A 13,736-nucleotide genomic window follows, 5' to 3' on the forward strand; every position below is an offset into this window, starting at 1 on the left:
GTAATCTTTAGTTATTAGTATTCCCAAAAAACAGAATGTCTTATTCATGAAGAAAGGTCATTTTTTAGATACATGGTCAAAGCCAGTTACTGGTGGAGCGCATTATTGAGCGAACTAGAGTACCTAACACCTATCAATTAGGCGAGGTATGCCAAATCTTAACCAAAGATAATCCAGAACTCAGGGGCAAAGGTGGCTGCTGGGGGATTATCAGCCAAGTAAATGAGTTCAGTTGCACTGTCAAAACCTGGAATGGCGAGTACACCGTTGGTTTGCAGCACCTCAAATCTTACAATTACCTGCCTGCCGAGTGTGAGCAGATGCAGGTGATTTGCGATCGCATCAGTCGGGTGTATTCGGGTGGGCTGGAGGAATCGGTGCAGAGGTTTTTGGATTCGTTGGGGAGGCTGAAGCGGTCTTACTTGACGGTGCTGGAGGAGAAAGTGCTGAACTTGTTGGAGTCAGAAACTAGCAGATGAGGCAGTATTATTAACAGACATATCACTACAAGTTTTGGAGCAATGGCAATTGCAGGCGTGAAGTCATCAAAGTATATCCCTAAGCGTTTGCTGAAGAGATTTCAGCAGATGAAGCGAGAGAAAGTGGCTGTTAGGGAGATATCACAAATGTTGAGAACAGTAAAAATAAATTAAGTTTTAAAACTTGACTAGTGAATCAATTCTAGTGTGCTATATTGGCAACACAACAAAATAGTTGTGTTATGATACCTGAGTTTAATCCTGATGGAAACTTGCCTCCAGGAGTGCATTGGGCTACATGGCAAGAATTTATGGAACGATTTGGAACTACACCGCGCCGACAACAACTTCTTAAAGGACTAAAATCTGTTATTGATTCACTCTCAAAGGCTGGCTGTCAGGTTATTTACATTGATGGCAGTTTTGTAACCGAAAAGGAGAATCCTAATGACTTTGATGGCTGTTGGGACATTAAGGGCGTTGATCCAGAACTTCTTGATCCCATTCTTCTGAATTTTGATAACAAACGTGAAAAACAAAAGGCTAAGTATCAAGGAGAACTCTTTCCGACATCCTGGATAGCAGATGAGGCAGGAAAGACCTATCTCGATTTTTTTCAGATTGATAGAAATGGGAACCCAAAAGGCATTGTTGCTATAAATTTGGGAGAGTTATAACCATGATTAAGAATGAGCGACAGTACCGTGTAACACAAGCTCAAGCTAAAAAGTTTGAGGAAGCATTAGCACAGTTTGAAGGAAATTTAGACAAGAGAGAAGAAGTTCATCCATTGTTGTGGACAGCGCAACGAGATGCTTTACAGAGTCAGCTAAGTGAACTTCGTGAAGAGATTGAAGAGTATGAAGCTCTGAAGTCCGGTCAGCATACAGTGCTTGAGCTTGAGTCATTAGAAGAGCTACCACTTGCTCTTATCAAAGCACGCATTGCTGCTGGTCTTAGTCAAAAAGATTTGGCTGTTCGGCTTGGAATGAAAGAGCAACAGATACAACGCTACGAAGATACAGAATATGCTTCCGCTAGCTTTACGCGATTGATAGAAGTAAGTCAATCTCTTGGAATTAAAGTACGAGAAGATGTCTTTTTACCCAATGCTCAAGTTTCACTAAACACTTTGTTTGGTCGCTTAAAGCAAGTTGGAATTGAGCGCGACTTCGTTATTAAAAGACTTCTTCCCCAATCACTTTTGGGAAATTTGCAAGCAGATGATATATCTGAAGACCAAACAGGCAGTATAGCTTTACGAGCATCAGCAATTTTAAACCGAATATTTGGATTGGCACCAGCTGCTATCTTTAGTTCCAGTCCACTTCAATTAAATACAGCAGCCTTAGCAACAGTTCGCTTTAAAGTAAGTAAGGGAACAGATGAGCATCGTTTAAGTGTCTACACTCTTTACGCGCATTTCTTGGCACTTCTTGTACTTGATGCTACATTTAATTTACCTAAGAAACCAATTCCCACAAATCCTAATGAAGTTCGAGAAGCAATTTTGTCTACTTATGGCTCTCTAACTTTTAAACACGCGCTGCATTATTTATGGAGTTTAGGAGTGCCAGTCCTACCCCTGAATGATTCAAGTGCATTTCACGGTGCTTTCTGGCGTGTAGAAGGTCGTAACGTCATAGTTCTTAAGCAGCAAACAAAGTCAGCAGCTCGTTGGCTTTTTGATCTTTTCCACGAACAATGGCACGCAGCTCAAGAGCCAGAACTGGAGGAACGCATAGTAGTTGAAGATAGTGAAACAAATGATGAGCGATGGAAGTCCAAAGAGGAGCTAACAGCAAATCGATTTTCGGGACACATCATACTTGCTGGTCGTGCTGAAGAATTAGTCGAATTATGTCAGAAGGAAGCTAAAGGTAGTATCGAACGGTTAAAAAATATCGTTCCCTTAGTCGCAGCCAGAGAAAATGTGTCAGTTGCTTCACTTGCCAATTACATGGCATTTCGTTTGTCATTGCAGAGCGAAAACTGGTGGGGAGCCGCAACTAACCTGCAAACTGAGGATACTGACTATACAGACCCTTGGCAGACAGCACGGGACTTTCTGTTAGAAAGAGCTAATTTTGGACGTTTGAATGAAGTTGACCGAAATCTTTTGTTACAAGCTCTATCTGATGTTTAAACATTAAACAAGTTTTATTAGTCATAAAATTTGAAATTTATGTCAAAAGATTGGAATGCAGAAGAAGAACTGAAACCCCTAAAGCTTAAATGTACTAAATCAGATTGTAAGAACGAGTTACATTGCTTTTTGCAAAAATCAAGCCGAAAGGTGAAAGCGACTACCAAATTTGGTCAATGCCGTGATTGTGGGGCAGAATTGATTGATTGGGATCGAGTTCACAAACGCGATCTCAGTGAAGTTAAACATACTTTTGTATCTCTCAAATATGAATGGATTCGACATCATTTTTGGCACACCGAGATAGACCAGTATGCAGCCAATCATGCTCTTAGGAAGGGTCGAATTGAAATGCGTAAAGCATCAGAACACAGAATTAGAAAGTATGTTGGCGAAGTGCATGAGATGCCGGACGGACAAATGCGTCCGTATCGAGATGAGCAGCAAACTCCATTTTCTGGTAACAGTATTTTCTATGCTCAACATGCTACAGCTTGTTGCTGCCGTCGGTGTATGGAGTATTGGCATAACATTCCTAAAGATAGAGATTTAACTGAAGAGGAAATTGGATATTTCACAGACTTAGTAATGCTCTACATTGAGGAACGGCTACCAGATTTAACAGAAAAAGGGGAAAAAATACCACCAATAAGAAAGAAAACTCCTAAAAAGTCATCTACAGAAGATAAGGGAGCTAAGAGAAGCAATGGCAATTAACACAGAAGCTTTGTCATCTCGTTATCGGTCTGCATCGGTTGATTTAAAAGGTAAGCGTCTTCTCATCACCAATTTCTTGAACACAGAACAGGAAAAGGATTTGAGTGAACCTCCTAACTGTGGTGGTGTCGGGCGCATCCGACACTTTCGGCGCATTCTTGGCAGCACTTGTTGGCCACCAAATCCTTTACCCATTGACCCAGCCTGCAAGGTGCTTGGTTTGCCATCAATGGATATGATTCGGGCGCAGGTTTTCCAAAACGCGGCCTGCAACTGGCGTTGTTGGTATTGCTATGTTCCCTTTGACTTGCTTTCTGCTAATCCCAATTACTCAGACTGGTTAACTCCTACCGCTTTAATTGATCGCTATCTCAACCAGGCTAACCCACCGCCCATGATAGACCTCACTGGTGGTCAGCCGGATCTTGTTCCTGAATGGGTGCCTTGGATGATGACTGAACTCAGAAATCGTGGGCTGGAACACCGGGTCTATCTTTGGTCTGATGACAATCTCAGTAATGACTATTTCTGGCAATTTCTCTGTGACGCAGACATTGAACTCATCGCTACATACCCCAATTACGGTCGCGTTTGTTGCTTCAAGGGTTTCAATGCTGAATCATTCGCGTTTAACACTCGTGCGGAACCCGCGCTGTTTGACCAGCAATTTGAGTTGATGAAACGGCTTTTGACGCTAGGCATCGACTTATATGCCTACACTACATTCACAGCCCCATCAGCAATTGGCATAGCAGAAGATATGCATCGCTTTGTTGATCGTCTCCAAATGCTTGATGAAAATTTGCCACTGCGAACAGTACCGCTCCAGATTCAGGAGTTTACCTCAGTCAAACAGCGTTTTAACCAGGATACTTCTTATGCTATACAGAATCAGCAAATTGCAATTGAAGCTTGGCTGCAAGAATTAGAAAGTAGATATTCCAGTGAAGAAAGAGCTTGCAACATCACCGATATACCTCTTCGTGGAGGCAGGTAAGCATGACAGTTACTAAAACTGAAACACAGATTTTTGAAGAAGCTGTTGATGGTTGGGTGCTTGAGGCAATTGCTCGTGGAGCAAAAACATTTAACCAATTGGTAGCATTACTGCCTGGAGTATATCCATCCATTGCCCTCATATCTCTTCAACGCCTTGCCTCCACCCAAAAAATCTCCGCTCAGGTTCTAGCAGATTTCACCGAATTAGATAGACTTAGCCTGAATAGGCAAAATTACTCACCTCACCAAATTGCTTTACCTGTTCCACATCCCCTTGACTATGATTGGCGATTTAGTGATGCAACAGTTCAGTGCTTGTTAGATAAATGTGCAGAACTCACACATTCTGGTGAGACTATTGCATTACTGGGAACTCCTAGTTTGCTGCGTATGGGGATTGAAAAGTCCTACTCACGACAACTGATATTGCTTGAGGCAAGTCGCACCATAACGGATAGCTTTGCTCCAGTAGCACAAAAAAACCAGGTACTCCAATGTGATTTGATTAAAGATCCGCTACCGAATTTTTTGGCAGCAACAGCAGTCCTTGACCCACCCTGGTATCCAAAGCATATTCAATCTTTTCTTTGGGCCGCTTGTCAACTCTGCAAAATTGGCGGATATATTTTTATCAGTATGCCTCCCGTTGGCACTCGCCCCGGCATTGAGCAAGAATGGGCAAATATTTTGGACTGGGCAGAACAGATTGGTCTAACTCTCGTCAAATTAGAGCTAGCGGCTCTGTCCTACATGACCTCTCCTTTTGAGTTTAATGTTCTCAAAACGGAAGGACTGCACACAGGTTTAAGTGAATGGCGGCATGGTAATCTAGCAGTATTCTTGCGTAACCATCAAACAGAAAGCCCACGCCCAACAGTTTGGCCACAAGAAGATGAATGGATTGAACAAGTGCTGCTTGGTGTAAGAATACGTGTTCGGCAGCCAAATTTATCAAGTTTTACCAATCCATCACTGATATCAATTGTACCTGGAGATGTGCTTCAATCAGTGAGTCGGAGAGATTCGCGTCGCCAGTTAGCTGATGTTTGGACTTCTGGAAACCGGATCTTTGCTTGTCAAGGACGAGGTATGCTATTGCGTATTTTACAAGCCTTAGCATTTGAGCGATCGCCTAATGAAATTTTAGCTGCAACTCTAAAACGTCCGTTAAATTTAAATGAAGCTGAACTTGTATCTCACACTGCTAATCAGATTATAGATATTGTAACCATAGAGCAAAAGGAGAATTTATTTTTTGAAAAACAGCGGAACGATACAAAATTCTTTAAACCCGCTGGTTGATCAACTAAGGTCAGCAGTACAGGGTGATTCTTTTTGGGAAAGTTATTTAGAGGAATTGAATTCGCTTGAAGCAATACCCTTTACACTTCACTTAGCCATTTTTGTCGAGCCCTATCTCCAATTTATTTTGGATGGAAAGAAAACTGTGGAGTCAAGGTTTTCAACGCGTAAATTTGCTCCATATAACCGCGTAGATAAAGGTGACGTTGTGTTATTAAAGCAATCTAGCGGTCCAATTGTCGGATTATGTCAAGTTAATTATGTTTGGTTTTATCAGTTAGATCCTGCATCATGGCAAACTATCAAAGAAGATTTTGCAACAGCTATATGTGCCCAAGATCCCGATTTTTGGAAAGAGCGTGAGGCAGCAACATTTGCGACTTTAATGCGAATTCAACACGTTAAGCCTATAGAACCAATCAAATTCGTTAAGCGAGATCGCCGTGGTTGGGTAGTGCTGCACGAAAGCTCTAGTCAACTACAACTCGATTTAGGAATTTTATGAAACCGGTTGTTCTTGGCTTCGCTGGGAGTATTGCTAGTGGTAAGTCAACACTTTCAAACGAGGTAGCTTTATCCCTTGGATGGCAACGTGTCAGTTTTGGCGACTATGTTCGGACTGTAGCACAGCACCAAGGTTTAGGAGAATCACGAGAAGTATTGCAGACTGTTGGTGCCTCTCTAGTTAACCGGGGAATAGAACAGTTTTGTAGCTCAGTTTTAGGACAAGCTAATTGGCGACCGGGACGACCATTAATTATTGATGGCATCCGTCATGTTGAAGCTGTTTCTGTGCTGCGTAAGCTTGTTCTTCCCTCACCATTGCTAGTTGTTTTTATAGCGGTAAACGATAAAACACGCGAAACTCGCTTAATTGAGAAAGGGTTAACTCAATATGAAGAATTACAACAAATTGATGCACATTCTACGGAGGTACAAGTGCAAACATTATTGCGAGATATGGCTGATTTGATAGTAGATAGTAGCCGAAAAATAGAGCAGCTTGCTGAAGAAATAGTGATTTGGCTTGACCAACAAGACTTTCAGAAGTTTTAAAGTAATAAAGATATAGCAATTCTATTTGATTTGTAAAAATGTTGCTTGCTCATACCATTTCACGAAAAATCTAATACAGATGTAAATTCTGAAAGCTTTGCTAATCCTCATTTTTAATTCCGAACTGTAAATTGGTATCAGACTCCCCGATCTCTTAGAAAAGTCTGGAGTTTTGTTATTTACAAATAATTTAGGAGTTCTATACTGATTATTGAATTCTATTTAAAGCTAAATTAATTTATAACTTAACTTCTAAATTCACTAATGTTTACATATATTTAACCAAGAGAAATACCTTTAATTTTTTTGAATAATGAAACCGCATAAGAATCTGTCATTCCTGATATATAATCTGTTACCCTTAAAATATTTAAATAGTTTTTACTTCCTTGCTGTCCGTTAAACATTGTTTGACGAGGGATCATTTCTTTAATTTTCTCACTTTTTTTATTTTTCTTATTAATGTAAACTATAGATTGTTCTTCATTTACAGCAATAATAAATTCATTTAATAAGCCTGATACAACATCATATCCTGCTACTTCTATACTAAGAACTTCTTGACATTTATATACTTTGTTTTTAATCTCATTTTTAATATTTTGTATTTTCTGATTGATGTTCTGAGTATTAGTATGTAATAACGGTCTATCAAAACTGCCGGTAAGTAATTCATCTTCATGATTTTTAAATGCTTCAACAACAACTTCTATCAGCTTATTTATTGCTTTACCACGTAAATACCTGATATTTTCTCTTCTAACAGATTTATCACTTGCTTTTTGTAAAAAATCTAAATGTTCTTTTCCTGCAATATCACTTAGTAAATCTATAGTAGTACTATAATCTATATATCCTGTGTTAAACCCATCTTCAAAATCCATAATTAAATAGCATATATCATCAGCAGATTCTACAAGAAAAGCTAATGGATGCCTACACCACCATGCTAAATTATCATCAATTCGTATTAAACCAACTTTCTCTGCAATCTCTTTAAATATTTCCTTCTCTGATTGAAAGAAGCCATATTTTTTAGCGCTAGTTCTGCTTTGGTGTTCCTGTGTTAAAACTATATTATCATCTCTAATCTCAAGTAATGATTCTCTAGGATATTTACTGAAAGTAGCCAAAATAGCATACGTTAGCTGCATACCCATACGCCCAGTTTGTCCTTCCACTCTTGTAATAATCCTAAATCCTTGAGCATTACCTTCAAATAATTCTAAATCTTCTCTTTCCTGAAGAGTTAATTCTTCTAGATGCTTTTTTCCTATCTCTGAATAAAACCAAGCTTGTATAGCATTTTCACCAGAATGGCCAAATGGAGGATTACCTATATCGTGAGCTAGGCAAGCAGCTTGTACTATAGCACCAAAACTAGCTTCAGTCAGACCTTCTTTACTAACTAATTCACCTAAAGATTCTTTATGCTTTTCAAGTATGTGTACGCCTATAATCCGACCTAATGATCTTCCTATACATGATACTTCCAAACTGTGAGTTAATCTATTGTGAACATGATCGTTATCATTGATTGGAAAAACTTGTGTTTTATCTTTTAATCTTCTGAAAGACTCTGAAAATATAATTCTATCGTAGTCTCTCTCAAAGGGATTTCTATTATGAGGATCTTCATTAGGATGTCTTTCGTATCCTTGACGTTCACTACATAGTAATTTGTTCCATTGCATTTTTTTTAAACTCATATTGGCTTACGCTCCTTTTAATAAATTAATACAGTATTTAAAATAAAACATAAGCATTATCCGTATACTACCGTGAATTCCACATAAAGTAATTATTAAAATAATAAAATAGTTGAGAATTTAAGTATTTTTACAGTAAAGTAAACACACTCAATTTTAAGTATTAAAAGCTTTAAGCAAATACTAAGTAGCAATTTAATTTGGTTAAGCAGTATATATTTAAGTAATTCACAATTTAACCCTTAACTGAAAATTACCAGTACCGTGAACCTCAAGCTGTTCATTTGTCAGTTAGTTGGTTTGGATAGAAATGCAGGGAAACAAGCATTTGGAAAATATTTAGAAGTTAGCAGTTTCAATACCACTTAAATTCACTTTGTGAAAACTATCATTGATTACCTGACTCAAAACGAGGTCATGTGTGACTTGAAGAATATTTTGGACAAGTTGTTCAAGTTTACCTGACAAAAACATCCAAAAAATCACATAAAGGAAAGCTAAACTGCTCAAACTATCTCCCTGTATGCAAGATGAAGGTTTTGCCAATAGCAATGCCAAGGTTAGCAAGCGTTCGCAACGCTAGTAAGAAATCTCACGAGTTAGGAAAAAGTAGGTATCTGAGTAGTATTTATATGGACTTGCGTCCATTTTCTTCTTCCATTTTTGTTATTATATGTCCATTTTCTTTATCCAAAGTTGCGTAGCTTGCCGCCGAAGGCATCGCTTGATTAATGTCTTAACGAAGTTATAAGTATTTCAGCTTGCAACTTGTCCAACTTCTCCTTCCAAACCTTGTCTAAAATCTTCTTCAAGTCACAAGTTCTCTATGGATGAGGTGATTTTGGTAAAGAAAGCTGATTTTGCGTAGCCACTACCTGCGTAGGCGATCGCATTTTGCGTTTCATGAAAGATAAATTTGAGCGATCGCTTGCCAATAGACTTGTCCGAAAACTCCAAAGCCAGACTGTTCAAAGCTTTGAGAGCAAGCTTTGATATCTTTGTGAAAACGTAATCATAAGGTTTTGAGATAGTTACTGATAGTTTAGAGCCATAAATAATACTTCCTAATTATCTAAATTAGCATTACTATTAATAGTAATTAATTTGGTAAAACTAAACTACCAATTCTTAGCCTAACTAAGCCACAAACTGTTAAGATAATCTGTTCGTAAGTATCACTTCTTAAGCGAAATCTTTGTGAGGCTATGCGAAATATTTTCAGCAACCGAATCAAATGCTCAATAAATATACGATTACTAGATAAAGCCTTATTTTCATCTTTCTGTTGCTGGGTTAATTCTTGTTTAGGTTTTCTTTTATGAGGGGTAGTAATATTTTCACCACCTTGGTATGCCTTATCCCCTGAAAATGGTTGAGACTTATCAAATTTTTCCTGAGACTTACGGAACTTTCCTTATATCTGCTGTTGGCCCACGAGAGCCTACATCTACCTCGACAATATCTTTAGCTGATGGCAACCCAATTACTTGATTTTTTAAAGTATGTTGCCTCTTCTTTCCTGAAAAATATTTTTGTTGTTCTTTATCGTCAGAAGGTCTATTTATCGGCTGTTCCATGCTATCGACTAATAATCTGAAGTTTGTTAAGACTTCTTGAACAAACAGTAAATCGCTTTCATTATTTGAGACTTGTTCTAATAAACTAGATGGTAAGATGTCACGAAGAATGGGTATCCAATCATGGAATGTATCATTAGCTTCTGTTTTAGAAACACCAAACAACATTCCTAATACTTGAAATGTTGGCATTTGTCTTAAATAAAATAAGCATAAACATATCTGCTCTTGGATTAATAATTTTTCTGGACGACCTCCACCAGGCGCATTGATTCTAATTTTTTGGCTTTCTTGTTTAGTTTTTATTTCCTTGTAACGATTTATGGCACAATTTAACAGTGATTGCAACTGTTCATAACTAATCCCTAGAATTTGTTTCGTTCGGTGTGGATACTTCTGGATATAATCAAAAACCATAACTAATACAGAAAAATGGTAGACACTTACTTAAACGTTTTACCATTTTTCTTTTCCTAAGTTAATATTTCGGACAAGTCTATTGATTTCATCCAGTTTAGAAAACATGACTGAAATTGTTGAGGATTCAACTGTGCAAAGACTCTTGCAAACGTGTCGTGGGATGGTATCCCATTTGGTAGCTCTAAAAACGTTTTTAACCACTCAGACTTTGCACATCCGTATGTTTCAATTGCCACCCAACTATCTGCCCCACATATTACTGCACAAATGGCAATAGTCAAAATATCGATTAGCTTATGACGTTTTGTACGATCTATTCGTGGATCTGACATCTGTGCAAAGTGGTCAGCAATTGTAATTTTGGGCTTGAGTTTCACGCCTTCCTTCGGCAATATTGTTACTTTTACAATGACTTTACCATCAATGCCCTATTGCTTATCCTTCATACCACACGCGTAGGCGAAGCCCGCCGTAGGCATCGCTGCCTTTATCCTTTATTTAGTATTTATGTACTATATTTAGATGCGTTTGCCCTGGGATACATCCTGGCTGCATAACCCAGATTCAGAAGCAAATTTGTTTCAAAATCTTTACCAAAATCTTTATGTACGCCAGTTTTAGTAGATTGATTCATTGTCCAGTAGTCTGCTAAGGCCAACTTCAAAGAGGGGTCTTGTTTACTGGCTACTAGAAATTGAATTTGCCAATTGTCTATTTGTTCATTATCAGGAGAATGTAACTGGAAGCATAGATGAAAAGGTGAATCAGCTTGAGTGCGGGTAATTTTGGTTTTCCACACCAACCATTGCTGATATTCCTTGAGGGCAGTATTTGTTGTTAGTGGATTATGCTGACTAGGATAAAAGCAAGATTCAATTAGAGAATCAGCAATTTGTTTGTCAAAAGCAGCTGTTGATGGGGTGTGAGTCACTAAATCATCAAGTACATATTCGGAAAAGTGACGCAATAGTGTTTCTCGATCAAAAAACTCAATAGGATAACTAACTGTTGCTTTACCTGCCACACATATTAGTGGCATATAGTCAATATATTTCAGAATATTTGCTTCATATTGTTCGGAAATAATTTCCCAGGTGGCATAAATTTCAAATGCTGCTTTATCAGTCTTGCTTTTGCCTTTTTTCTTCGGATTTTTCGATGATAACTGTCGATATTTTAGGGCGGGAATAAATTGGTCTTTGAGGATTACTTGTTTAAAACTCTGAGTGTAATGATACCAAAATAATAAATCTGAACCAATTTGAAACTTCTCGGCATTATATATTGCTAAAAAATGGATATCTTTAAGTAGTTTGATAATATTAAGTGCTGTGACGTTTTTGGTAGACACTACTGTTTCATAACAATCTACCTGCCAGTATTGGAATTCTTCATAACTATCAGTCAACTCAATTTCTAAATACTTGGTTAATTCTGGTGAGGGTAGGGGCTGATTATTGGTTGTTGGTAAGGCAAAGTATTTAGGAGATATGCGTTGGGAAAATTCAGTATTGTCTTCTTTAATTCCCAATTCTTGTACCAAAAAGGCGATTAATTCGGATTTAACCAAATGTCCAGGATGAATTTGTTGACTATTGGTGTGATTTTTTTTGAATGATTGAGTTTCTACCCACAAGTAAAATGACCCTGACTGAATAAAGTCAGTTTCCTCGTTTGGTATCCAGGTGCCATGAAGTATTCTCATTGTTGTGATGCCTCTGGATTGTTTGGAAATTCACGCGCCTTAGAATTACTTTAGCAAACAGAGGTGCTAGAATTATTTTCTTTATGCAAAAGAAAGCGATGACGCTATAGTGCGATCGCTTGTTCATAAATCAGACATAAATCCTACATTTTGGCTACAAATCAAAATCAAGGCTGAATGTTTCTCCATCAGAATCTTCTTCTTCCTCCTTTGTAAATGAAGTTGAACTCCAAGAGGTGACTTTGTTATTTTCTGTATTAGTCGGCGTGAAAGCTACTTGTTGTGTGGGAAATGCACCCTTCCTAAAAGCAAAATAGCAATCAATGATAAAGTAGAGCGTCTCTAGGTAACTTTTACCTAATTGCTGTGATTCGGCAAATATCCGCTCTCGGTAGCTATCTTTGATCCGAACTTTTTCTGGGGTTAAGTCAAGTTTGTCTGCCATTGTTATAACTTAAGAGATGTAGATGCTGGATTTTTACTGCTGATGGTCTTTGCCATCTCTAAAAGCCCAAAGACATTGGCTTCTACCGGATTGTCGAGAATCTTGAAACCGTTCTTCTCTAACAATTTTTTAAATCCTGGTAAAAGGCAGCCTCCACCAATCGCCCAGATTTCATCCCCCTGGTGCTTGGCATCAAGTGTCAGATTCACCACTTTCTTCAAGTATTTTTCATACCAATCTTTTAAAGAAGCGCTGTATATATCTTTGATATCGATGTCACGGCTGTATCTGGTATGCCCCATTTCCAAACAAAATCGGATTTTGGATGGGTCTCCGATTTTTCCGCCATTTAAATGTTTCATTTTTTGGGAAATATCATCGATGAGAACTTCTACACCAATGGGGTAAGCGGTGTGAACTTCTCGTTGACCCCGGTTGTAACGAGAATACAGGGTTGTTCCATTGCCAAAGTCTAAAATGGTTAATTTTTTTGGTAGTGGATGCCCAAACAATGCACCCATACCCTCTAGTACAACTTTTAGCACTTCTACTTTCACGTCTGATTGTTTGCCAGCAAGTATTGGCTGATATTCTCCATTGAGTACTTTTTGTAATTCGTCAGCCAGAGCAACGTCATGTAAGCTGACAACTAATTTTAAGTGCCAAGCCCTACGGTGTGGGAGATGTGCCAATGCACCCAATAAAGTCAGTAATGCGTTGTTGACTTTGTTTTCATTATTGTCTGTGTTGCGGTCAAAATAATTCCCTGTCCGGTAAGCTGACTCTCCAACTGTGTAAGCAGTACCGTTAAAAACTACACGCCCTGGCACATCTTCCATCTCGGCATTTGTTATATAGCTGGGGACACGAACTACTTCAAAGCCTTCAACTAAAAGTTTGAGACTTCCGTAACCGTTATCGAAACCCGCCGGAAAAATTTTTTGTAAGGTGTGAATGTTTGACATAAAGACAAAGGTAATACACTTTGAGAAAGTGAAAATTATCTGTTCAGGTAATTTTAGGGAGTAGGGGAGAGAAGAATAAAATAACTACCTCTTTTTTTCCTAATCTCAAGAGCTTATCATAACCCCTTGGGGGCTAAATGGGGTACAAAATCTCAATTAGTCAAATGTACCCCATATAGCACCTATATATCACCTATATAGGGGTCAAAATCTTAC

At 38.3% G+C, this 13,736-nt stretch carries 13 protein-coding genes and 3 pseudogenes; 8 read left to right on the plus strand and 8 right to left on the minus strand.

Annotated elements, in window-relative coordinates; translation table 11 throughout:
* The first annotated feature begins 92 nt into the window (after positions 1 to 92).
* From ACFG4S_RS00285 to ACFG4S_RS00320, 8 genes are all read left to right on the plus strand, one after another.
* A complete protein-coding gene (locus ACFG4S_RS00285; protein WP_392530068.1) occupies positions 93 to 479 on the plus strand; it encodes a hypothetical protein in 387 nt (128 codons plus the stop codon).
* Positions 480 to 694: 215 nt separating this feature from the next.
* Positions 695 to 1,156, plus strand: a complete 462-nt coding sequence (locus ACFG4S_RS00290) for a DUF6932 family protein (protein WP_392530069.1) — start codon at positions 695 to 697, stop codon at positions 1,154 to 1,156.
* Between the two features lie 2 nt (positions 1,157 to 1,158).
* Positions 1,159 to 2,625 carry a helix-turn-helix domain-containing protein gene (locus ACFG4S_RS00295; protein ID WP_392530070.1) on the plus strand — a complete coding sequence of 489 codons (1,467 nt, stop codon included), beginning with the start codon at positions 1,159 to 1,161 and terminating at the stop codon, positions 2,623 to 2,625.
* A 39-nt stretch (positions 2,626 to 2,664) separates the two neighbouring features.
* Positions 2,665 to 3,342 carry a DUF4186 family protein gene (locus tag ACFG4S_RS00300; protein WP_392530071.1) on the plus strand — a complete coding sequence of 226 codons (678 nt, stop codon included), beginning with the start codon at positions 2,665 to 2,667 and terminating at the stop codon, positions 3,340 to 3,342.
* A complete protein-coding gene (locus ACFG4S_RS00305; RefSeq protein WP_392530072.1) occupies positions 3,332 to 4,339 on the plus strand; it encodes a hypothetical protein in 1,008 nt (335 codons plus the stop codon). The genes ACFG4S_RS00300 and ACFG4S_RS00305 overlap by 11 nt, the downstream gene beginning before the upstream one ends.
* A gap of 2 nt (positions 4,340 to 4,341) precedes the next feature.
* Positions 4,342 to 5,643, plus strand: coding sequence for a hypothetical protein (locus tag ACFG4S_RS00310; protein ID WP_392530073.1), 1,302 nt, complete (start codon positions 4,342 to 4,344; stop codon positions 5,641 to 5,643).
* A 145-nt stretch (positions 5,644 to 5,788) separates the two neighbouring features.
* On the plus strand, positions 5,789 to 6,148 hold the full coding sequence (locus tag ACFG4S_RS00315) for a hypothetical protein (protein WP_392530074.1): 360 nt from the start codon (positions 5,789 to 5,791) through the stop codon (positions 6,146 to 6,148).
* Entirely contained in the window at positions 6,145 to 6,699 is a 555-nt protein-coding gene (locus tag ACFG4S_RS00320; protein ID WP_392530075.1) for an AAA family ATPase, read from the plus strand. The genes ACFG4S_RS00315 and ACFG4S_RS00320 overlap by 4 nt, the downstream gene beginning before the upstream one ends.
* Positions 6,700 to 6,977: 278 nt before the next feature.
* Here ACFG4S_RS00320 and ACFG4S_RS00325 read toward each other — a convergent pair whose 3' ends face one another.
* The 8 genes and pseudogenes from ACFG4S_RS00325 to ACFG4S_RS00360 form a co-directional block, all read right to left on the minus strand.
* Positions 6,978 to 8,408 carry a deoxyguanosinetriphosphate triphosphohydrolase gene (locus tag ACFG4S_RS00325; protein WP_392530076.1) on the minus strand — a complete coding sequence of 477 codons (1,431 nt, stop codon included), beginning with the start codon at positions 8,406 to 8,408 and terminating at the stop codon, positions 6,978 to 6,980.
* A gap of 813 nt (positions 8,409 to 9,221) precedes the next feature.
* The gene (locus ACFG4S_RS00330) at positions 9,222 to 9,380 is read right to left on the minus strand and encodes a hypothetical protein (RefSeq protein ID WP_392530077.1); all 159 of its coding nucleotides are present in this window, start codon (positions 9,378 to 9,380) and stop codon (positions 9,222 to 9,224) included.
* A gap of 127 nt (positions 9,381 to 9,507) precedes the next feature.
* A pseudogene (locus ACFG4S_RS00335) lies at positions 9,508 to 9,744 on the minus strand (transposase family protein); the annotation flags it as partial.
* A gap of 64 nt (positions 9,745 to 9,808) precedes the next feature.
* Entirely contained in the window at positions 9,809 to 10,402 is a 594-nt protein-coding gene (locus tag ACFG4S_RS00340) for a transposase family protein (protein WP_392530078.1), read from the minus strand.
* A gap of 77 nt (positions 10,403 to 10,479) precedes the next feature.
* Positions 10,480 to 10,782: pseudogene (locus tag ACFG4S_RS00345) on the minus strand (ISAs1 family transposase); the annotation flags it as partial.
* Between the two features lie 155 nt (positions 10,783 to 10,937).
* A pseudogene (locus ACFG4S_RS00350) lies at positions 10,938 to 12,110 on the minus strand (ATP-dependent helicase); the annotation flags it as partial.
* A 154-nt stretch (positions 12,111 to 12,264) separates the two neighbouring features.
* Positions 12,265 to 12,555, minus strand: coding sequence for a hypothetical protein (locus ACFG4S_RS00355; RefSeq protein WP_392530079.1), 291 nt, complete (start codon positions 12,553 to 12,555; stop codon positions 12,265 to 12,267).
* A gap of 2 nt (positions 12,556 to 12,557) precedes the next feature.
* Positions 12,558 to 13,520, minus strand: coding sequence for a ParM/StbA family protein (locus tag ACFG4S_RS00360; protein ID WP_392530080.1), 963 nt, complete (start codon positions 13,518 to 13,520; stop codon positions 12,558 to 12,560).
* Between the last annotated feature and the right edge of the window lie 216 nt (positions 13,521 to 13,736).

It is taken from the genome of Nostoc sp. C117 (genome assembly GCF_043099735.1).
Taxonomy (GTDB): domain Bacteria; phylum Cyanobacteriota; class Cyanobacteriia; order Cyanobacteriales; family Nostocaceae; genus Nostoc.

Excerpts from the sequence above, each read along its gene's own strand:
- ACFG4S_RS00295 (WP_392530070.1), top strand. The coding sequence starts at position 1,159 with ATGATTAAGAATGAGCGACAGTACCGTGTAACACAAGCTCAAGCTAAA.
- ACFG4S_RS00300 (WP_392530071.1), top strand. The coding sequence starts at position 2,665 with ATGTCAAAAGATTGGAATGCAGAAGAAGAACTGAAACCCCTAAAGCTT.
- ACFG4S_RS00305 (WP_392530072.1), top strand. The coding sequence starts at position 3,332 with ATGGCAATTAACACAGAAGCTTTGTCATCTCGTTATCGGTCTGCATCG.
- ACFG4S_RS00310 (WP_392530073.1), top strand. The coding sequence starts at position 4,342 with ATGACAGTTACTAAAACTGAAACACAGATTTTTGAAGAAGCTGTTGAT.
- ACFG4S_RS00320 (WP_392530075.1), top strand. The coding sequence starts at position 6,145 with ATGAAACCGGTTGTTCTTGGCTTCGCTGGGAGTATTGCTAGTGGTAAG.
- ACFG4S_RS00325 (WP_392530076.1), bottom strand. The coding sequence starts at position 8,408 with ATGAGTTTAAAAAAAATGCAATGGAACAAATTACTATGTAGTGAACGT.
- ACFG4S_RS00340 (WP_392530078.1), bottom strand. The coding sequence starts at position 10,402 with ATGGTTTTTGATTATATCCAGAAGTATCCACACCGAACGAAACAAATT.
- ACFG4S_RS00355 (WP_392530079.1), bottom strand. The coding sequence starts at position 12,555 with ATGGCAGACAAACTTGACTTAACCCCAGAAAAAGTTCGGATCAAAGAT.
- ACFG4S_RS00360 (WP_392530080.1), bottom strand. The coding sequence starts at position 13,520 with ATGTCAAACATTCACACCTTACAAAAAATTTTTCCGGCGGGTTTCGAT.